A 21,267-nucleotide genomic window follows, 5' to 3' on the forward strand; every position below is an offset into this window, starting at 1 on the left:
TCAACGCCCCACCGCATCAAACAGGCTTTGCAACTTCATCTTCTCCATAGACAAAGGGAGATCTCCACTCTGTTCAATAATCCCCAACCACTGCTGTGTGCGCTGGTGAAGAAAGTCGCATTCCTCAGGGTTCAGATATATTCCTTTTATCCTTTGTTTTACCTCATCCCTGATTCGACGCAGTCGTTCTATCGCCACCAAATCCGCTATGTCAGGCAGTTTTGAGCTGTAAAGATGGAAATAGCAACACCTGAAAAACTGCTCTAACCGACTCTCCGTGGAGCTTAATTTCTCGGCAAAAGTGAAAATTTCATCCGGTTCACACAGAGGCAGCATAGGCAATCCGGCGCGTTCAGACAGATAACTCAATACGGTTTTCGGTGAAATTTCCAAATAGCGGGTGACGCCGTTCTGCGCGACATACTGCAAACTTTGCAGCCATTGCACCGGGGAAGTCAGGTGCTGCAAAATTGATGATTTCAGGTTCTCCGCAGACAATTCAGCGCCACTGACGTTGCAAACAAGTCTGGAAATACGCGCATCTGGCTTGCCTGTATCAGGCAAAAAGTCAAGCAGCGCCTCTAATTCCGCTTTCGCCTCCGCCATTAAAGGCGAATGAAACGGGCCACCGATTTTCAACGGATAAAGCAACCCTCCCAACGCCTCCATACGAGGCGCAAAGCGTCTAATGTCAGCCATCACACCGGAAACTGTCGCCTGATCAAACGCATCGATGGCGGATATGTACACCGCCACGCCGTCGTCTTTTCTGGCTTTCTCAACTTCCTGAACTACAACTTCGGCAGGGATGTGCAATACCCAACACATTTCGCCCTGATCGTAATTGCGGGCGCAGGTCTCCACCACTTCCGAACGGATGTTCACCACTTTGGTCAGCGTCGCCAGATCAAGATATCCGGCGGAGCACAGTGCTGGATACTGCCCCAGACTGTGTCCCATCACAAATTCGGGAACCAGTCCGCAATACTTTCGTAATATGTCGGCAATGGCGACCGTCGTCGCCGTGAGTGCCAGTTGGGCGATACGCACTTGTTTTAAGGTATCGCGCTGGTCGCCGTGGATAACATCGTATAGATCGACCTGAGACAGCTCCGACACTTCTTCCAGACAGGCCCGATACTCGGGATACTTTCTGAATTCGGCAAACATGTCCGGTTTCTGCGCCCCCACACCGGGAAATAAAAATACTGTCTTCGCTGAGTCGATAGCAGTTCTCATGCTGAGGCTCCATTAATAATGAGATCGAGCTCCGATTGCGAGAGCTGACAAAGAGGAAAATCCGAAGGGATCAACGCCCGTTCCGGACGATGATCAGCCTGTCCGTCATACTGTCCGTCATGAAATGCCTTGTTCCAGACATCGTTCCAGGCCGATAACCTTTCATTCAATTGCGTCAGGTAGCGCCGGGCATCATTGCCGTCAGCGCCGGGAATACCTAATCTCAACTCAACGAAAACAGAACCAGACTCGCGACAGTCACGAATAAGCATGTCAAAATCGGCCACGCTCTTTTCGTCGGGATGTCGAAAACCGCCTGATAGGGAGTAGACCAGATTGAAATGACCCCATGTTCCGCGGCTACCCAGTCCTAAACCAATGTCGTTGACGCAGATTAGTGGCCGCACACCCGTGCCATTCAGCCCCAGTTGGTCTTGCCAGTTCAGACTGCTTTCATACAAGCGCGACTTTAAAACACGCAAAAAGTTCCTCGGACGACCTAAGGAAACATGAAGATTCAGTTGATTGAAGCCGGTAAACCAACCCACAGCGTTCGCCATTGCCACATTCCAGACAGCGGGCATTTCCGCCTCGGAGAATAAGCGTCCGTGATTTTCAAACAGCACAGCGGGCCGCTCCGGCAGCATTCCGTTATCCTGCATAACCTCCATCAAAGCGGCCGCGATCAATTGCGAACGTTCAGCTTTGCAGCATTGCGCCATAAACCCTAAGCTATCGCCGGAAATTGACAGCGCCAAAGTGACGGGAGCAATCGCCGGCTGATAAAAAGCGTCGTCATGTAACGCAGGTTCCGCATAAGAGGCGTGATCCCACAACCATTTCCCCCAAAGGAACGCCCCCTGCTCCACATCAGCGTTGGCCTGAGCCACCGATTCATTCAGCGCCTGATCCAGCTCATCCAACAAGAAAATCCATGAGTGCACATCGCAAATAAGGTGATGGCAAACCCAAATCAGATAGTTTTTGTTCGAAACCGGATCGAACACCACTTCATGAACGCTGGGTTGATTCTCCAGACAGACCTCGCCTTGCAATTTATTCAGTCTGTCTTCAAGGTGCTCTCCTTGCGCCAACGCCTCTCTTTGCTCCAACACATGGCCGCCATGCCGTTCCGGCTCTGAAGACGAAAAATAGAACTCGTTCAAATCCCGATTCGCTCTCAGGGAGAAGATTTTATGCCTTACTTTTACCGTTGCGACACCAACGTTTATACGCCCGGCGGAAATAGACCGCGGCAGTTCAAGCACCACGCCCTGTTGTAGTCGATTACCGTGTTTAAAGCGGTGCTCACGGAACCAACGCACGCTTGGTAAATACTTCACCCAGTTTGCTTCGAATGCTTCCAATACGGCCGCATCGGTTACAGTGTCCTCCGGCTTCTCCGCACAAGCTTTTTCAAGCACAGAGCCTAAAGCTGTCGAAGTTAATAGCTCACTTGCGCCGATCCGAACGCCTTCTCTGGCTAACAACGCGACAAGCCGGATCGCTTTGATCGAGTCACCACCCTGCGCCAAAAAGGGGGCCGTCAGGTCCACTGTTTGCGGCCAAATCGGCCTTAAAAATTCTACATCCAGCCATGAAGGGAGTTTGTAAGCTTTCGGTGCTCTCAGGCCTTTCTCATCAACTAAACAGATATGAGAAGAATCTGCCGCCACCCGTCTGGCTTCGGCGGTGAGCGCCGCCATATCGACCTTGCCATTGGCATTAACCGGCCAGGGCTGCACTGTGCAATACAGCCCCGGCAGCCAAGTGTCAGGAATTTTGTCTTTCAGGCTTCTCTGGAAGTCATGGCTGTCATACGGGACAGGCTTACTGCTGCACAAAACGACCGTTTCATATCTATCAATTCCATCAACATCATCAACAATCAGTTTCAGCGCCTTCAACTGCCAATGGTGATCGTCGTCTCGCCCAAGGTACGCCAGTGCGTCTTTCACAGCTTTTTCAATTTCCGCAGGATGAATCCGGTGACCACGCACTTTAAATTCATCGTCGATGCGACCGAAACAATGAAATATCCCCTGTTCATCCTGCAAGCCCAGATCGCCCGTGCGATACCAACGGCGTCGCCCGTCAACACTATGCACAAATTTTGCTTCCGTCTGAGTGCTGTTGTTAAGATACCCATCCGCCAGCACCGGACCGCCGATCCATATTTCGCCTCTAAATCCACGGGGCATATTTTGGCCCCAAGCATCTCTTATCGATATTTCTGCTTTGCCTAGCGCTTTGCCGATAGGCGTCGTAATCGCGGCGTTCGTCTTGCTGTTCCCATCAAACCCGCTCACCGAATAGATGCAACACCCTACTGTAGCCTCCGTCGGCCCATATTCATTGATTACCTTGCTGCCCGGAGGATAGAAATCAAACGCTTTGTTCACTAACGCAGCGGGCAAATTTTCTCCACCGACGACAAAAGTCAACGGATTGCGTCTTTTGGGGCTATGTTCAATCAGTAATGAAAAATGGGACGGCGTACATTTAACGCCCGTCAATGACTCATCGGCGAGAAGAGTCCGCAACAGTGCCGGATTATCACGAATGTCCTGTTCGTAAGCTTGTATAAAACCGCCCGATAAAACAGGGACCAAAATAGCAGTCTGCGTCAAATCGAATCCAAAGGAGGTGAACAAAGGCGTATTAAACGGCACCCCGGCAGCGTAAGCCTCTTTGGCCGCCAGCGCATAGTTCGCCAGCGCAATGGAAGAAATCGCAACGCCTTTAGGCTCTCCGGTCGACCCGGAGGTATACAGGATATAAGCAGGGTTGCTGTCTGCCTGTTTTGACCACGTTGCTCCCGGTCGTTCTTCTGGATGCGACATTGCGTCACATAACGTCTTATCCAGCGAAACGCGCAACCGTGGCAAATCCAACGCCTCCGCCAGGTCCTGATCAGCAACTGTGTAAATGCAAAGAGAAGCCCCCGAGTTACGGACAATAGTCGATAACCTGACCAAAGGCGTAGTGGGACAAACAGGAACCACCGTCACATTCTCAATAAGACAGGTCAGATAGGCGAGTATCGTTTCAGGGGAGCGTCTTCCCAGGATCAACACCGGACTGCGCCCGAAATGCTGGCCCCGCAACTGCACGCTGAACTTGCTAACCCATTGCAAGCCCTGCCGGTAAGTCAGGTCGCCCAACGCTACGTCCGTACCTTGTCTGAACAACACATTGTCGGTATAGCGTTCAAAAGCGTCGCGTAAATGAACACCTATCGGTTCTGCGCAACAATCTAAACGAGCGTTGACTTCTTCTGTTTGCCCCATAACTTCAGCGGCCGCTTCCATTGCATAGTCAATGACAGTTTGCAGGAACGCACGACATTGGTCGGATGACCACACCTTGCGAAAGTCCGCTTCAAGCTTGAAGCAGCCGCCCTCGAAGCGGTCGTGAATATGAACAGTGGCAAACAGCGCCTCCACCGCCTGAATGTGATTAATCTCTACTTCAGCGCCTGAGACAGTATGCTGAAACACCCCTGTTTGATAGGAAACGCCGAAGGCCGGAATAATCCGCTTCCAGTCTTGCGATACAAAATCCCCCCAACGGGCGCCTGGGGCATAGCGTGAATGCACAATAGCTTTTTGCAGACGGTTTTTAAGGATGCGGTAACAATCCGCCACCGTCTCCCCCGCCTCACGAAACACCGGAACCAAGACTGGTGCCACCGCCATAACAACTGATCGCTTTTCATCCTCGCTCCAGCGATTCAGCATAGGCGCCTGCAATAAAGCACCATTGCCGTCTTCAATCACCATTTGCGTGTACGCAACAGCGGCGAAAAACAGCCTGAAAACAGAACCGCCGCCGCTCTTGAATCTGCGTAGCATGTCGTTTTGCACTTCGCTCAAAGTGACCCGTACACGCACAGAGCGAGGCTCCAATCCGCGATAGTCGCCAATCGGATAGCGACAGGATATTTTGGTGGCACTTGCTGACTCCGTGTCGCCAAAGACACTCCGCCAATACGCAGCGTCCCTTTCCATACGCCGGGAGCCATCGTAGTCCCGCTCTCCCTCGGCAATAACAGAAAACAAGGGGGACGCCATCTTTCCCATGGCCGGCGCTTCCTGCTCCAACGCCTCCGCCAAATGTTCCATCAGTATCGCCAACGCTGCACTGTCTGCCGCTGCATGATGCGCCTTCACAAACCATCCCGACTGTTCTTGTCGGAAACGCACAGCGAAAATTCGTATCGGCGTGAGTGACAACGCCTCCTCCACCAACAGTTGACGCTCTGCCCAGCTCTCGAAAGCCTGCCCAGGCTCCGGATGCCTGCTGAAATCCACCTTCTCCACTTCAACCTGAGGTGCATCGCGCCGGACTCCACGCCACTGTATTTCCAACTGTCCGGTTTCTAAATGATCGGTGACAAATCCAATATGGAATACATCCTGAGAATCCCGGACAATTTCAGCCGCCCGCGCAAGCCGATCCAGAGAAATGTCTCCACTCAGGCGTGCAACGCCACCCAGATAAAACCGATGGCCGGACAGATGAAACGCTTCCATTTTAAAAACGGTCTGTTGTGACCGGGATAGCTCAAAAGTCGACTGATTCATGGCTTAAGCTACCACTTTGGTGAAAAACAGATCCCGTATATTCCTAGCAATCGCTTTTCTATCAAGTTTCCCTGAGCTGGACCTCGGCAAACTTAGGGTCTGCCAATAACGGGTGGGCAACATGTAGGCCGGCACTTGCGCAGAAAGAAATTGACGAATATCCTGCGAGTCAAACTCCTCTTCCCCTACCGCGATCGCCGCGACAAGCCATTGTTCCTGCTCTTCGTCCTCAACCATACAGACGACGGCCTCGGTAATAGCAGGATGATTGAGCAGGTGATGCTCTATCTCCCCCAGCTCAATGCGCAGTCCGCGTAGCTTAACTTGCGTATCCTTCCGGCCCTGGCAGAAAAAGCCGCTTCCTTCCTCATACCATCCAAGATCACCGGTCAGGTATATCCGTTGTTGAAGTTCCGGATGGAAGATAAATGCTTTATCAGTTAAATCCTGCCGGTTGTAGTAACCTTCGGCCAGACATATCCCGCCAATGGCTATCTCACCTTCTTCTGAGTCTGCTTTTAACGCCAGATTATCCGGGTTCAGTACGTACAACTGACACCCGGTGAGAGCCTGCCCAATGGGGATAACGCCCGACAAGGTTTCCACACAATCATAAAAACTGACATCAATGGCCGCTTCCGTGGGGCCGTATAAATTAGTCAACAGGCAGCGCGAAGCAAACACTTTCTGAAATTGATCAACCAGAGAGGCAGACAGCGACTCCCCGCTCACATATACCCTGCGCAGCGCCGGCAACGGCAAGGTATCCACATTGCCTTCCTGAAGCTCTAGCAGAACCGGTTTCAACAAACTGGGAACAAAGTGGACAACGGTAATATTCTCGTTTTCCAGCGCAGCCACTATGCCTCTGGGAAATGACTCCAATCCCGGTTGCAGCAGATAATTGCTCGCACCGTTCAAGGCGGGTAAAAATAGCTCCCATAAAGAGACGTCAAAAGTCAGCGCAGTTCTCTGTAGGATAATGTCCGAATCCGTCATTTCACTATGAGCCTGATGCCACTCCAGCCGGTTTATGAAAGCGCTATGATTTACCAGAACGCCTTTTGGCGTGCCAGTCGTACCGGAAGTAAAGATTAAGTAGGCGGGATCGGTGGCCCGCAGTTGAGGTACTTTTTTGCCCGCGCTTTCTAAACGATGAAAAGTGGATATTTCTGTCAGAAGTTCACGCCTGATCAACTCCAATTCGGAATTAGCCTCAATAAACAGACTCTCCTGCGCCACATTGCAAAAAGCGATACGACATCGAGCCGTCGCAAGCATGGATGCCAACCGGGCAACAGGGGTTTTTACATCAACAGGAAAATAAACGCCGCCAGCAAGCAGTACCGCATATGCCGCCACCAGAAATTCCGGGCTACGCTCAAGACCAATGGCGACGCAATCGCCCTGGCATACGCCGCGATCATTAACCAGATAATGCGCCAGCCGTTGCGCTCTTTCGTATAACTCGCTCCAGGATAAAGAGTTGCCTTTTCCCCACCGTATCGCCGGGTTCTGGTTATCTCTCGCCGTGTTTTCGAAATAATCAGTAATAAGTTGACCAGTTTCCATGATGCCTAAGTCCTCTGATTGCTGGCTTTGTTGCTCCCAAACTTCATTACAATCCGGCGTTACAGACGAACGCCAGGAAATAGAAACCCGTCAGCCAGACTAAGTAGTCTGTCTTTTCAGGGTGCATAAATTTAAGGCGCGGTTTATGAGATAGTCTGTGCAAGGTTGCAGTTGTACCGATTACATACCTCCTTGCCGATCAACATTTTTTGCAGCTCATTGCTACCTTCGACAACTTGCAATATTTTCGCATCCCGATAGAGCCGGCTGACGCCATTGCTCTCATCGCAACCGTGACCACCGTGAATCTGCACGGCTTTCGCTGCGGCAACGCCGGCTTCCTGCGAGGCGAAAAGCTTGGCTTGAAGAATCTGCTCAAGAGCCTCTTCCTCCCTTGCTTCTTTCGCTTTTGTCGCTGATAAACAAACGAGTTGAGAGGCTAGCAGACTACCGGACATTTCCGCCAGGTAACCGCGAATGATGCCTTGGTCCGCAAGTAACGAACCAAAGGTGGCGCGGGAGTTGGCCCTGCGTGCGGATGCTGCCAATGCCGCCTGTTGTATTCCCAGTGCCGCCCAGGCCACGCTGATGCGGCCATAGTCCAACGCGTTGTTAGAGATAAGATTTTGTCCAAATCCAGGCTTTCCTACGATATTCGTCTTAGGAACCCGGCAATCGGTGAAATCCAACACAGCCAGATATGCGCTCTTGAAGCCCAGCATATTTTTCTTGGCGGTCACTTTTAATCCTGGGGTATTTTTGGGGACCAACACCGCGGTATCCAACCCCTGATATTTACCGAATACCAGAAACAGATCCGCGATCTGGGCGAAAGTAATCCAGGTTTTTTGCCCATTAACGCTCAGATAATTCCCGTCTTCTTCAAACTTTGTCGACAGATTTTTAGAGTCTCCACCAGCGGAAACTTCAGTTTGTGCAAATGCGCCAATGATTTCGCCCTTCACCAGCGGCACCAGAAAGCGCTGTTTCTGATCTTGAGAACCCCAATCCTCAATGGTTTTCAGCACCATTGAGTGAACATTCAGCAAACCGGTGAGCGAGCCACTCCCAGCACCGATGGCCATGTTCAGCAATCCAAAAGTCGTGACGTCAAACCCCAGACCGCCGCTCTCAGTTTTCGCTAAACCACCCAGCCAACCGTTATGCGCAAGTTTTTGCACAACAGTTACTGGCGTCGCTTCCTCCAAATCCCATTCATCGGCATAAGGAGCGACTTCAGTAACTGAAAATTGCTCAAATGCCTGTAACCATGCATTTTGCGAAGGTGACAAAAAGCGATTAAGCATTTACTGCCACCTTTCTGTCTAAGAAGTTGCAGACCGCCTGAATGCTGGAAAAATTGGCATTATCAAGGTCATCGATTTCAACCTTAATTTTAAAGTTTTTTTCAAGAAAGGAGATTAACTGAATAGCGGCCAGGGAGTTAACCAAGCCGGTTTCGAAGATGTTGACTGAATCGTCTAAATCCTGCTTACCAGCAAGTTTGCACAGGTATTCAGACACTAACTTGTTACGCGCGGATACGTCCATTACTTACTTTCCTCTGTGAGCTTAATTTCATTGATCTTTTCTTTACAAAACCAGCCTGGAAACCGTTTATGAAAAAATTTCCTTTTTCAGGATCCATCTTGAGACGCCAAGTCGATTTGGCTCCGCCACAAACCAGTGCAAAATAAACATCCATGCTGCATGGCATGGAAAAACAGTTAACCACGAGATTAACCTTTCTCAGGATAATCTGACTTAAACGTAAGCGTTTTAGTTAACCTGTGAAACTATTGTTATATTTATGTAATCAATGTAAGCGCTTTATGTAACATTTGTCAATATACGTAAATTCGGTAAACATCTCCGGCTCGCTAGTTTCCCTACGCTGTTTATCTGAGGGTACTGACTCGATCCTATGTATTGGACGTAAAATGACTACCTGTGCGGCAGTGAACGGTTGTAAAGGGTTGATGATGATAGTTATATTGATTTTCATTTAAAGTTTATGTATTAAATAAATCATTTAGATAATGACTTAAGTAATAACCGAGGATTTACTATATGGAATATAAAAAAAGACCAAAAAAATATCACTCAGAAACTAATTTTAATATAAATCCAATCTACAATGGCATATATAATTAAACAATTCTCGTAACAAAGATAGCCATAATTATTATTTTCTCAAAAAATTTGTCTTTGCTGGTAATAAAGTATTAAACTGACTAACACAACTCAAACATACCAAGATTGATGTCCGAAAACTGTGGAAAAAGGAATTATGATATGACTCATCACATCACAATATCACCTCAAATTATCAACACACTCGCAGCAAGTAATGAACCTTGGGGAATCAAAGATAAAAATTCATGCTTTATTTACGGCAATCCGGCATTAAAATCTCTTCAGAATTTTTCAAATTCATTTGAATTTGAGGGGTTTTATGAGAATGAACTTCCTTGGGATAGTGCTAAATTTGCAGAAGAATTTATTAAAAATGATAAAAAAGTGATAGAAAAACAGCAAAGAATATGCTCAGTTGAAACACATATGTTTGGCAGAGAAAAAGTTCTGTCCTCTTACTTTTTCGAAAAATTTCCTTTTTATCATGAAGATGAAAGTTGCATAGGCGTTATATATCATGGTTGGGAAGCCCAAAGTTATTCATTAACTCATCTGCATCAATATCATAATAAACTCCCCGCCTCCATTATGCTCCAACCACCAATTGATCTTTTTACTCAACGTGAATGGGATATCATTTTCCTCTTTCTACAAAGAAATACCAGAAGACAAATTGGACGGATATTGAATATTGCCTACCGTACTGTTGAATCTTATATGACCCGGATATATAAAAAAATAGGTATTCACTCCAGTCAACAACTGGAAGAATATTGTCAGGTTAATAACTTTAATCACTATATACCGGAAAGATTTTTATTATCTTAAATTACGTATTTACTACCGGTTTCTATATGCTGCCCTTGTCCATAATTAATGGAAAAAATAGCCAATTTTTCTGAAATATATTTTTATTTGCAAATATCATAATTATATTCAATAATTTTTTAAAGGTTATTTATGAAAAAATTTGGATGTAAAAAAGTTCCTTTCATTACCACCCAGTTAACAAATACATGGGATAGAAGCACAGAATCATGGTTCGTAAAAGATAAGGAATTCCATTTTATTTATGCAAATACAGCTTCTATTAAAGCCAATAAGTTACCTAAAAACTTTAATATTATTGGATATACTGATAAAGAATTACCTACACCATTCAATCATTTTGCTGACCTTTTTGAAGAACATGACCGCAAGGTCTTAGAATGTATGCAACGAATATCATCTATAGGCACTTACCCTCAAGGCAATGGTCAACAGCCTAAATCCTATTTTTGTAATAAATATCCATTAATGGATGAAAATAATCAATGTATTGGCATCATTTCTCACGCCAAAGAAATAGATCATTTCGCAGTATCTCATTACATAATGAATAATACATCTATATCCATTAGATTTAGACCACCTAACAATATATTAACGCAGAAAGAATGGATAATAATATTTTTATTCTGTCGCGGCATCAGCAATAAATGTATTGCTGATGAAATGAGAATCTCATGCCATACCGTGGAAAAATATTTTGAAAGTATCTATGATAAACTATCAATCGGATCATCAATTGAATTAAGATTATTTTGCAAAGAAAATGGCTATGATATATATATTCCATCAAGATATTTTCAACCTACAAGTCACTTTTTATTATAAACAATCGATTTTATCATTATGTATTTTTTTCTCTGCTTTATTTAATTAATCTAATTAGCTAAGGAGATGAATGTAAATTTTCTAAAATAATTTCACATCAACAAATATCATTCATAATGTATAAACCATCGTGTTTTACTAAGCGTATATTAGATTCATCGTAATAGTTAACATTTAAATATCCAAATGTATATTTTTTCGCAGATTTTAGTATCAAACTCCCTGTGATAAACAAGCTATTATAATTAGCACTTTAACATCAGTTACCATTATTCATAACGAGTTGTAGTAATACAGGGCTACATAGCCCTGATTACATTATTTATTATTCTTTTTCAGATAGTTGCACGCGAACATTGATTACTCTTCCGTCTGGAATATCGCATGGGTCACCATCATTGTAATAAACTGCTTCCCCTATTGCCGTTACGCTTTTGACACGCTTATTTTGAGCAAATTTCGGAGCCTCTGCATTTTGACGATGGTAACATTCAATTGTTATATCACCGCTGGATGTGTTCACCGATTCATAAACCCAAATAAGATTTAACCCGTTGCTGTCTGCCGGAACGATAGTACCTCGGCGAATTCCCCACGCACCATCTTTAGCAAAACCATTGCAGCCACTGATACGATATTTTCCTGTATCTACGCGTTTAACAGTAACACCTTCAGCTTCGCTAGTTAGCTCATAAGTTCCGTCTGGATGAATATCTACAACCGGGCTGGATACTCTAAGATTACCATTAGCATCAGGACGCGCATTTTTATCTGTCCAAAGTCGGCTAACTTTTGTATCTCCACCCCCATCATTTCCGTGGATAAAGCTGATACCCGCATTGTCATAATGTGCGATAAATCCAGCCCATATATCATGCATTCTTGTTACATAGCCGCCTGACCATGGATATCCAATACCACCATGATTTTCACTAAATCTGAATGCATGACCGCCCTGCGGCAATAATCTTATCCAGGCGGTAAAATCACTTATATTTGCTTGAGTAACATACTTTGCCTGGATAAATTCAGATCCTTCGGATTTTGCATATACACCAATATCCGCCGCAGTCGGTTTATTTTTTGTTGTATAAATATCAACCCACCCCTCCTCAAAGCCATAACCATCACGGGCTGAACGATAAGCAATCCCTCTATTTTTGTACTGCACTTTCAGCTGAAAAGCTGGGCAGCTTCCAACGCCATTATTGAAATGAGCAACATGTGCAGAATCTACCCCAGGGTTCAACAAATCATATAACCCTGTATCTGCGTTCCAAGGGACTTGATTATCAACAGAATATTTTCCTGTCAATCCGAGCCTAAATGCTCTTATATCCCCGGCATTCAGAACGACATCTCCGTTCAACAACTTCCCATTAATTTTCCTGCTGTTCGGCACTGCATCTTTAGCCAAATTGACTGTTTCTGACAAACCGAGATTTTTCACAAACGCATTTTTATCAGCAATATCTGCACCATTTTGGTTTTTTGCTAATCTATTATTAGCATTATTATTGATATCAGAAACAAGTTTCTGAGTTGCTGCAAGTGAATAACTATCGCCTGTTTTATCTGTGAGTTGAACTATTCCTTTTTGGGTTAATGAGGCATTTGGAACTGTTGTTATGATTTTTTGTTCTAAAGCTCGGTTTAATTGTGTGATGAGCTTGGCTACGTCCCCATCATCCAGAACATCATCGCCACACTGGGTAGCAATAAAATTAGCCAGTACAGATGATATCGTTGACGACTGACGTAACACCTTATTGAGCAAATGAGTGGTAATATTTTCTGGTGGAAAACCCGTTTTTAAAAACGGGCTTTCTTCATATCTTTCTTGACTCACTACATTAGCATTATTACTCATAGAAAAAGCTTTAAAATCATTCTTGAGACTCATATACTTTCCTCAAATTAAATAATACTATTTTATAATCAATATATTGAATTATTGTAAAAATAATCCCCCGAAACTTACGTCAATCACAGTCTAGCCCTAGGCAATAATAATGAAATACTCTTATGACTTAGAAGAGTAACTATTTTTATATAATCAGCACAAATAAATAACCTAACAATTTATTATTCAACTACCAACGCACTTCCGATGTAGGTAAAAAGGTAATTGATTTCACACGCTCCAACAAATCGTAATCAAACTTCATGCTAACTGGAATACGAAAACCCAATAGTGTATATAGCTCAGTCCAACCAATATCTCTTTTTAGTCTTTTCCTTGGTGGAAGAAACTTTTCTGGTTTGCCAAATTGCTCATGAACTCATTGCCGGAACATCAATGGAATTAATGGTGAAGGCAATTCATTAGGAAACTTATATAAAGATTTCTTCTCATCGAGCAGGATCAGTATAATTTCTTTCAAACGCTTTTCTTCCCTATAAAAAGACAGGAAAACGCCTTCTTTAGCCATATCCAGACATATAACCATATCACCGGAAAAACCACTTGGTTTGCTCTTATAAGGAATCAACCTTTCATCAAAAATTTCTTGATAGGACTTCCCCAAACTATTTATTAGTGCTTCTACATTAACTATCATTATTCATACTCAAGATATGCCATACAGTGAAAAAACATGCTAAACATGGATAGTGGTTTGCTAGCCACTATCCAATGAAAGTAGAAAACTGGAAAAAAGCTTTTAAAGAAAACTCCCTCCTTTCTATATAACTACCAACGCACTTCTGATGTGGGCAAAAAAGTCACTGAGCTAACCTGTTCACGTAAATTATAAGAAATCTGCATACTAATTTCGTCTGTGAAACAATATAAGTCTTTCCAACCAAACTGCCGTTTTAAAATTTGCCTTGGTGGTATTGACTTAATCGGAACGCCTAAATTTTCCTTAACCCATTCCCTATGCATAGAATGCTTCAATGGTGATGGCAATTTATTTGGAAATATAAAAGAATTTTTGTCGTCTCTAAGCAACCTTAAAGTGACTTCGTGGACCAGCGGGGACATTTGAACAGAAACTTACGGTTTTGCCCTGTCGGTAGGCTCTGTACCGTAAGGTTCCCCATCAACAAAATAAGTGCCATGGGGTAATACGTGTTTATAGGGTAGTAAAGATATATGGGCTAATACATCATCATCTATAACTTCACCATTTTCACGTAACCCTTTAACAATGTTGCTTATTCTTGATGTGTTCCAGTACAGGATTGCATTGGATACCAGACTCAGGACGCTGGCCTTATTCATGATCTCTTCGTAATCACCAGTCGTGAATTCGCCCTGGTTTGCAAAAAAAATCCATCGAGGCAACTTATGTCGGTATTCGCCTTTATTGGGGTCCGCTTGGAAAACGGGTAGAGTCGAGATGTGGCGCGGTAATTTCTGTAGGTCAGGCATATCTGTTTCCGCCTCTTTCGATTGACGGCGCCTTACTGTTCTGACCATAAATCCCGTTTCCACACCCCGCTCATCGAACCGGACGTGCGCTTCTAACGCATCCGGCTCTCGGACAGAATCATGCCTTCGCCCACGGAAGCCTCTGCGGGAGTTTCGGCAACTGGATGAGTCCTAACTGATTGTAGAAGTATTCATCAGGGTATCGCTTTAACCCTTTGCTTCGTTGCTTATGTTTCTTGCAGAGCCACCGACGCAGCCGGGTTGTGGTGTAGCGATCTATAAACCGGTACGACTGCGTGACAGGGCCTAACCTGAAGTAGTTAGTCCAGCCACCCAGTTTCTGGTTCAACCGCATGACCATCTCACCGGCATCCATCCACTCCATGTTCCTGCTGGTCTGGAGCCTCACGGACTCAATCATTCGCTTAATGCTTTTCTTCGAGGGGCGAGTTCCTCTATACGGTTTCCTCGTCCGGGCTGAATATAAGCGCTTAAACGTGTATCCCAGAAAGTCAAATTCACCTTCCGGCATTCGACATAAGCGGGTCTTTTCTTCATTTACCGTTAGCTTCAGCTTTGCCATCAGTCCGCGCATTGCTGCCATTGCATGGCTGGCGTTACTGCCTTTACAGCAGATCACCAGATCGTCAGCATAGTTAACAATACGCGCACCCAGGCGCTGTTCGATCCTCAGACTTTTCCAGCCCATAATGAAACGTCTCATGTACAGATTAGATAAGAGTGGGGATATTGGAGAACCCTGTGGTATTCCGCACTGGTTATCCCGGTTTGCGGTTGTTCGCAGTACTTTCCCGTCCCGCATCTTTTCTTCTACTGGTGCTGCCAGCCACTGCTTAATCAAGCGCAGAACGTTACCGTCCACGATCCGGCGTGCAACTGACTTCATCAATTCAGGATGGGGTATGGTGTCGAAGTAGCCTGACAGATCCGCATCTACAATATCTCTATATCCGCTGGTCAGTAGACTGTGTACTTCCTGTACCGCGCTTTTTGCATTTTGGTTTCGCCGGTAGGCATGCTGTTCTGGGGGAAGATCGGCTTCGAATATAGGTTCGAGCACCAACATTGCTGCTATCTGGCAAACTCTGTCCCTCAGACACGCGATGCCCAGCGGTCGGGTTTTCCCGTTTGGCTTAGGGATATGTACCCGCCTGACCGGCTTCGGAACATATGTGCCTTCCCGAAGCTGTTGCGCCAGTTCTCCGAGCCATTGCTCCACACCATATGACTCAATATCATCGAAGGTTTGCCCATCCGTCCCCGCTGCACCTTTATTCCGGCGACAGCACTGGTACGCATGAGTCAGCACACTGCGGTGGTATATTTTGTCGTACAACGCATGGAATCGAAGCTCGGATCTTTCCTTCGCTTTCGCATGTAACGTCGTCTGTAATTCCTGAACGTATTTCGGAGTTCTTAGGTTTCCCAATCTCCAGTTCCTCATCACTTTCGGCGTTGTTTCTGAACCAAGGCTCCTTTCCTCCACCGGCATTACCCGGCTTCCCCGGTACTACGAGCCTCTCCGTCATCCTGTCGTGCCCGGTCTGGCCGTCACCGGCTTCCGGTTGGTGTTAGCGTTCACCACACGCAGGACTTCCCGTGTTGCCCCGGTCTTCCTCTTGTATACATGCTGTCGCTACTACCCCGGTGGAGGTTGCAGGGTGCGCTTTTCGTTCACTTCCCCTGTAACTGGCAGCTTTCCCCAATAATTTGGTGGGTCAGCCTCCACATTGCGTTTTTCGAGGCCTGCTCAGCGTTCACTCACGTTACGGCCTGCATACTCGCTGAATCACTAAAATGATCCTATACACCAGAGGCTTCAGCCGCTTTGTTACCGCCACGACTGCTCTGATTACTTCCGGCTGGAACGAAAGTTGCCGGGCGGGATTCGCACCCGCTGGAAGACCGTGCCTTTGCACGGCGCACAAAATATCCCACGTTAAGACCGTTTTTTAAACAGTAGGTATTTGCTGTTTTGCTTTAACTCTCAGAATTGTTTGCCGTGTGGTTCTGAATTCCCTGGCAATTGCACTTAGGGGTCCAGTGGAGGAACCCACGAAAATGACGAGTTGTCCGCGGGAAGCGCAAAAACCATACAGATTGCATAATAAATGCACCATGATTATGGCAACGATTTTTGCACTTAAAAAAACCGTTTATCGCGCTGTTCTCATCAAAATCACACGGGTGAAGAAAGCATACTTTTTGCACTTTCAGAATGTGGCTGCTCTCTGAAATATGTTCGATTGTTAAAATTGGTACAACGATGACATATACTTAATAAGTATAATAAAATCATAATGTTGATTACGTTATGGATTTTCTTCGTTATGGGCACTCGTCATTTTCGTGGGTTCCTCCACTGGGACCCCATCTAAGGATGTAAAAAAACCCGACTGGTGATCGGGTTCTTTACGTTCCGGTACTGAGTTGGTAGCTCTGACCGGATGAGACAGCACTCAGCTAACAAAGACAGTATACGCCAGAATGGCGGTATGTTCAAACCGCCATATAGCAGGTATAATCAACGGGTTAGTTTGGTTGTCTGTCTCACTCTACTTTTCCGCAGCGCGGGATGAACATTTCAAGTCCTGGCCGGATCACAGGTGGTGCTGGTTCTGGTGCTCTGATCGGAGTGAGACAGCACTCAGCTAACAAACCGAGAGCAAGCCGTTGTGACAGGTAGTGTAAGAGTAAGCAACGGTGGCCTCACTCCCATACGGGAGAAACGGGTGAAAGCTTTTTTAGATAAAGTTCTCATCGTTCTAAAGGCGCTTGTCGCGCTGCTGGAACTGATTCGCCAGTTTATCGATTGATGCCGGTGAAAACGTAACTAAGAGGGCGGGCTAACCCCCCGCTCTCTTTAATAAATTTCCGCTCCCTTTTCTGCCCTTCCCTCTTCTCAAATCAAACGTAGCGCACAATGCTATATAATATTATATAAAATATGTTGTGAACCCGGATTATTTCGGTGGCCGTTCTCTTGCTGATACGTTATCCACGCTGGTTCATGAGATGGTGCATGTTTGGCAACACTACACCCCGGCCAAAAAATGCAGGGGTGGTTATCATGATCGCGTGTGGGGAACAAAGATGGAGGAAATAGGGGTTTGGGTTGAGTAGACCCCCCATAATCGCGCATAGCGCGAGCAGCACCTAGCGATAGACCACCTGAAAAGGCTAAAAAACTGGCGTCGCTACGTGAAATCTGTAAAAGTTCGCGGGGTAAGTCACCCAATTTTTTAATCTCCATCGCCTGAAAAACATACGGCCATTTCAACACCGTCAGCAGTATCAGGTAGTGGTAGCTTATTATGACGTAAAGCCCGAAGGTGTCCGATCATAATAAATCCGATCACCATATTCCGGGATTGGACATTTTTTCCGATAGTTGTAGTGACGCGCAATAAATGCCCCTTTTCAAACCACATTGCGTGAGAATGAAACCACATTACTGATTCTTCCGCGCACCTTCCCTGAGAATGAGTAAGCCACCAGAAAACCGGCCGGTTTTCTGGTGGCTTACAGAGCAGTTTAAATTCTGTCAATGAATCGGCTGATAACTCACATTAAGACGTTTAGCCAGCTTCTCAAGTCGCTTATCCAGTGTCCAAAGTCTTGCCCCCGGTGTTATCAGGGTCGATGCCAGCAATGTAATATCAACCAGACCACATCCGAGGCCGTACAGCTTTTCGTTTTCAATGAATGCCATCACCTCGATGATAGTGGCCTGATGACTCTGTGGTAACAGCCCCAGATCTCCAAGCGTTCGCAGTCTTGGTGCCGGAGGGGTACCGCAGGCTATCTCTGCCAGTATCATCGGATGAGTCAGGATCAGATCCCGACTCAACAGCTGGATCAACCCGTCATTCCTGTTTTTGAAATGGTCAATCCAGACGGACGTATCAACCAGAATAGTCATTATGCGGATGGCTCCTCATGGCGGCGGGGGATCATCTGCATTTCAGGCGATGAACCGCCGAGCGAGGCCAGTCTTTTTGCTGCCTGAACCCGAACGAACGTTTTTATCGCTTCCCGGAAGATATCAGCCTTATCCATGCCAGGCTCGGCCATTTCCAGCGCCTGTGCATACAACACATCATCAATCGTGACCGTAGTTCGCATAGCATTACCTCATGTGATTCATATTTTGATGATATCTTGCATCAAAACCGAAATCAAAGCAATCTGTAGAGTAAGAAAAGAATAATGATAGGGTGTAACCTTGCGTTGATTTTCTCAATGAGTTTTCTTGTGATTTTTTTACTTTATTTGGGCGTTTTCTTGAATACAAGATAAACGGTCGTTTTTCTTGTGCCATATTCCGTTTTGGTTTTCCAAATTGCAACCAAATGATACAGCTTATCCCCGATTCAAAAGCCGATTGGCCCAAACAGAATTGGAGCATTTTTACACGGTGACTGATGCTGAACGAGGCTGTTGCGACAGTACAACTCGTTCAAGTACCACGCGCTTAGGATTTGCTTTGCTGTTAAAAACCTACCAACGGTTGGGCTATTTCGTCACTTCAGAGCAAGTACCCAATGCCATTGTCGAACATGTTGCCATCAGTATCGGCGAAACCCATGATCGAGAAAATTTACAGCAGTATGACGTTTCGCAAGCCAGACGTAAGCACTTATCGGTGGTGCGACAATTTCTTGAGGTCAAGCCATTCGGAGATGATGGTAAAGTTTTGATGCGGCAAACTTTTGCTGAAGCGGCATTGATCAGGGAAGATGTCATCGACATTATCAATATCGGCATTGAAACGTTGGTACGCCATCGTTACGAATTACCGGCGTTTGACACCTTGGTACGCGGAGCACGTGCTGAACGTGTTGCCGCTAATCTGGCGCTACATATGTCTATTCATGATGCGCTTGGCGATACAGGTCGACTATTTCTCGACAAGCTATTTATCGTTGGTGACGATCCCCGACGCGTAAGTCCTTGGAACGATGTTAAGCAGGATACTGCCAAGCCGACAGTAAATGGCATGCGTATTTTACTTGAGCGTTATGACCAACTAACCGAGTTGGCCTATCATACTCATTTGCTAAAACCCCTACCCGTCGTCAAAATTAAACAATGGGCACTCGAAGGTAACAGCCTTGATGCCGCCAGCATGGTCGATATGGCCGCGCCCAAACGCTACTCAGTTACTTTAGCCTTGATTCGACAACGCTTGGCAATTGTGACCGATGATCTCTGTAACATCTTTTGCAAGCAGATGGGCCGAACTTTACGGAGCGCAGAAGAAGCTCTGGAAAAATATCTGTCAGACAATCAAGAAAAAACAGATGAAATCTTGCGCCGTTTCGCGGCGCTGGAGGCACTCTTAAAATCGAGTCAGTCAGCAGACGAACAGTTAAAGGGAGTACGCCAAACTGTCACGGCACGCCCAGATTTATGCGAGTTCTCTCGCTTGCATGTAGAATATGGTGGTAAAAACGAGTGTCGTTTTATTTTGAAATTCTTCAAACCACGACGATCAGAGATGCTGCGGATTTTGAGGAAGTTAACGCTCAAATCTACCAGTCAGGATGTTAGTTTTGAGCGATCGCTAGATTTTATGCTGGAAAACAGTCAACGACAAGGCGAGTGGATGACACTCAAGGGCAAAGGCGAAACAATATTAACTTCAGACGATCTAGTCTGGATCCCTGAAAAATGGTGGAAACTGGTCACAGGAGAAGCCAAGCGCGATATTGCTCTAACCCGAATCAACCACCGCCAATTCGAAGCATGTGTATGTTTGCAAATGGTTCGGGAATTGAAGTCCGGCGACCTCTGTGCGATGGGTAGCGATGACTATTCAGACTACAGGGACGAACTGGTGCCCATGAGCGAATGTGAACATACACGCTCCGACTACGGCGAAAAAGTGGGCTTGCCGGTCGAGAGTGTTGAATTTATCAAGCATATTCGCGCCATGTTGACAGGGGTAGCGCAGCAAACGGACAAATCCTACTTGGATAATCCTTATTTCAAGATCATTGATGGCAGACCAAAGTTGAGTCGCCAAGATAAAAAAGAAAAACCGCCTGGATTTAAGCAGTTCGACGACGCATTGCGACGTAAGCTCGATAACTTGGGCCTTTCACTTCTGGATGTACTGACCGATACCATGCAATGGATTGGGTGGGGTAAACATTTTGGCCCGTTGAGTGGGCATCAAGGAAAGTTACAAGACGAAGATCGACGTAAAATTTTAACAGTATTTGCCTATGGTACTGGTTTGAGAGCATAAAAAAGTGTGGGGCACTTTATTTAGTTGGATATAAAGTCATACTTATCAGGGAATCTGAGCGAGTAGAGCTATTGGTTATCCGGTCAGCACTTCATCAGAACGTGATTTGCAAGACTACCGCTTCTTGCTCTCACATAATTGCCCCACAGATTTTTATGCTTTCCATAACCAACCATAATCCCAATTACTGTAATCTCTTTAGGTTCCAGAATGGCGTAATCTGCTATTGCTGCACCCGATTCAATCGGGTTTTCTGTCAATCTGAGCATAGATGAGTGGCTTTCAACAGTTACGGCATCTAACTGAAACTCACCGATTGAACGAGTGATAATAGAGGCTCTGGCAGTTAAGAAATCGCTGATTATGTCCATAACTTTTCTCTACAACGAAAAAAAACCGCAGTTAAGCGGCATAAGAAGGTTTTAAGT

The 21,267-nt window shown here is 45.8% G+C and carries 17 protein-coding genes and 4 pseudogenes; 5 read left to right on the forward strand and 16 right to left on the reverse strand.

Annotated elements, in window-relative coordinates; genetic code table 11:
- From PTE_RS14860 to PTE_RS14880, 5 genes are all read right to left on the reverse strand, one after another.
- On the reverse strand, positions 1 to 1,239 hold the full coding sequence (locus tag PTE_RS14860; RefSeq protein ID WP_036847948.1) for an ACP S-malonyltransferase: 1,239 nt from the start codon (positions 1,237 to 1,239) through the stop codon (positions 1 to 3).
- Positions 1,236 to 5,825: an AMP-binding protein gene (locus tag PTE_RS14865; RefSeq protein ID WP_036847950.1), complete on the reverse strand. Its 4,590-nt coding sequence runs from the start codon at positions 5,823 to 5,825 to the stop codon at positions 1,236 to 1,238. The genes PTE_RS14860 and PTE_RS14865 overlap by 4 nt, the downstream gene beginning before the upstream one ends.
- A gap of 3 nt (positions 5,826 to 5,828) precedes the next feature.
- A complete protein-coding gene (locus PTE_RS14870; RefSeq protein ID WP_036847953.1) occupies positions 5,829 to 7,397 on the reverse strand; it encodes an amino acid adenylation domain-containing protein in 1,569 nt (522 codons plus the stop codon).
- Positions 7,398 to 7,540: 143 nt separating this feature from the next.
- Positions 7,541 to 8,704 (reverse strand): acyl-CoA dehydrogenase family protein, encoded by a 1,164-nt coding sequence (locus tag PTE_RS14875; protein WP_036847955.1) that lies wholly within the window; start codon positions 8,702 to 8,704, stop codon positions 7,541 to 7,543.
- Entirely contained in the window at positions 8,697 to 8,948 is a 252-nt protein-coding gene (locus PTE_RS14880) for an acyl carrier protein (RefSeq protein ID WP_036847957.1), read from the reverse strand. The genes PTE_RS14875 and PTE_RS14880 overlap by 8 nt, the downstream gene beginning before the upstream one ends.
- A gap of 744 nt (positions 8,949 to 9,692) precedes the next feature.
- Between PTE_RS14880 and PTE_RS14885 the strand changes: the two genes are divergently transcribed.
- The gene (locus tag PTE_RS14885; protein WP_036847960.1) at positions 9,693 to 10,361 is read left to right on the forward strand and encodes a LuxR C-terminal-related transcriptional regulator; all 669 of its coding nucleotides are present in this window, start codon (positions 9,693 to 9,695) and stop codon (positions 10,359 to 10,361) included.
- Between the two features lie 132 nt (positions 10,362 to 10,493).
- The gene (locus PTE_RS14890; protein ID WP_036847963.1) at positions 10,494 to 11,189 is read left to right on the forward strand and encodes a helix-turn-helix transcriptional regulator; all 696 of its coding nucleotides are present in this window, start codon (positions 10,494 to 10,496) and stop codon (positions 11,187 to 11,189) included.
- 325 nt (positions 11,190 to 11,514) lie between these two features.
- Here the strand turns inward: PTE_RS14890 and PTE_RS14895 are convergent, their stop codons facing one another.
- The 7 genes and pseudogenes from PTE_RS14895 to PTE_RS26580 form a co-directional block, all read right to left on the reverse strand.
- Positions 11,515 to 13,092 carry a phage tail protein gene (locus PTE_RS14895; protein WP_036847966.1) on the reverse strand — a complete coding sequence of 526 codons (1,578 nt, stop codon included), beginning with the start codon at positions 13,090 to 13,092 and terminating at the stop codon, positions 11,515 to 11,517.
- Between the two features lie 190 nt (positions 13,093 to 13,282).
- Positions 13,283 to 13,750 (reverse strand): annotated as a pseudogene (locus tag PTE_RS14900) (DUF6392 family protein).
- 131 nt (positions 13,751 to 13,881) lie between these two features.
- Complete coding sequence (locus PTE_RS26575) at positions 13,882 to 14,175, reverse strand: DUF6392 family protein (protein WP_241826075.1); 294 nt, start codon at positions 14,173 to 14,175, stop codon at positions 13,882 to 13,884.
- A gap of 12 nt (positions 14,176 to 14,187) precedes the next feature.
- Positions 14,188 to 14,514: pseudogene (locus PTE_RS14905) on the reverse strand (Tn3 family transposase); the annotation flags it as partial.
- A gap of 169 nt (positions 14,515 to 14,683) precedes the next feature.
- Entirely contained in the window at positions 14,684 to 16,078 is a 1,395-nt protein-coding gene (gene ltrA, locus PTE_RS14910) for a group II intron reverse transcriptase/maturase (protein WP_051477417.1), read from the reverse strand.
- A 311-nt stretch (positions 16,079 to 16,389) separates the two neighbouring features.
- The gene (locus PTE_RS26865) at positions 16,390 to 16,512 is read right to left on the reverse strand and encodes a hypothetical protein (RefSeq protein ID WP_274534091.1); all 123 of its coding nucleotides are present in this window, start codon (positions 16,510 to 16,512) and stop codon (positions 16,390 to 16,392) included.
- Positions 16,513 to 16,538: 26 nt separating this feature from the next.
- Positions 16,539 to 16,625: pseudogene (locus PTE_RS26580) on the reverse strand (recombinase family protein); the annotation flags it as partial.
- A gap of 693 nt (positions 16,626 to 17,318) precedes the next feature.
- Between PTE_RS26580 and dinQ the strand changes: the two are divergent.
- Positions 17,319 to 17,402 carry a damage-inducible type I toxin DinQ gene (gene dinQ, locus PTE_RS27315; protein WP_394347014.1) on the forward strand — a complete coding sequence of 28 codons (84 nt, stop codon included), beginning with the start codon at positions 17,319 to 17,321 and terminating at the stop codon, positions 17,400 to 17,402.
- Between the two features lie 136 nt (positions 17,403 to 17,538).
- Positions 17,539 to 17,697, forward strand: a pseudogene (locus PTE_RS26585) (SprT-like domain-containing protein); the annotation flags it as partial.
- A gap of 433 nt (positions 17,698 to 18,130) precedes the next feature.
- Here the strand turns inward: PTE_RS26585 and PTE_RS14925 are convergent.
- The 3 genes from PTE_RS14925 to PTE_RS26030 are packed head-to-tail and all read right to left on the reverse strand — an operon-like array spanning position 18,131 to position 18,907.
- Positions 18,131 to 18,508 (reverse strand): type II toxin-antitoxin system VapC family toxin, encoded by a 378-nt coding sequence (locus PTE_RS14925; RefSeq protein ID WP_036847974.1) that lies wholly within the window; start codon positions 18,506 to 18,508, stop codon positions 18,131 to 18,133.
- A complete protein-coding gene (locus tag PTE_RS14930) occupies positions 18,508 to 18,711 on the reverse strand; it encodes a type II toxin-antitoxin system VapB family antitoxin (protein WP_036847976.1) in 204 nt (67 codons plus the stop codon). Before PTE_RS14930 ends, PTE_RS14925 begins: the two co-directional genes overlap by 1 nt.
- 4 nt (positions 18,712 to 18,715) lie before the next feature.
- Complete coding sequence (locus PTE_RS26030) at positions 18,716 to 18,907, reverse strand: hypothetical protein (protein WP_209435500.1); 192 nt, start codon at positions 18,905 to 18,907, stop codon at positions 18,716 to 18,718.
- Between the two features lie 21 nt (positions 18,908 to 18,928).
- Between PTE_RS26030 and PTE_RS14935 the strand changes: the two genes are divergently transcribed.
- Positions 18,929 to 20,839 (forward strand): DUF4158 domain-containing protein, encoded by a 1,911-nt coding sequence (locus PTE_RS14935; protein WP_157890147.1) that lies wholly within the window; start codon positions 18,929 to 18,931, stop codon positions 20,837 to 20,839.
- An 83-nt stretch (positions 20,840 to 20,922) separates the two neighbouring features.
- Here PTE_RS14935 and PTE_RS14940 read toward each other — a convergent pair whose 3' ends face one another.
- On the reverse strand, positions 20,923 to 21,210 hold the full coding sequence (locus PTE_RS14940) for a phage baseplate protein (RefSeq protein WP_036847978.1): 288 nt from the start codon (positions 21,208 to 21,210) through the stop codon (positions 20,923 to 20,925).
- Between the last annotated feature and the right edge of the window lie 57 nt (positions 21,211 to 21,267).

This window comes from Photorhabdus khanii NC19 (genome assembly GCF_000517265.1).
Taxonomy (GTDB): Bacteria; Pseudomonadota; Gammaproteobacteria; order Enterobacterales; family Enterobacteriaceae; genus Photorhabdus; species Photorhabdus khanii.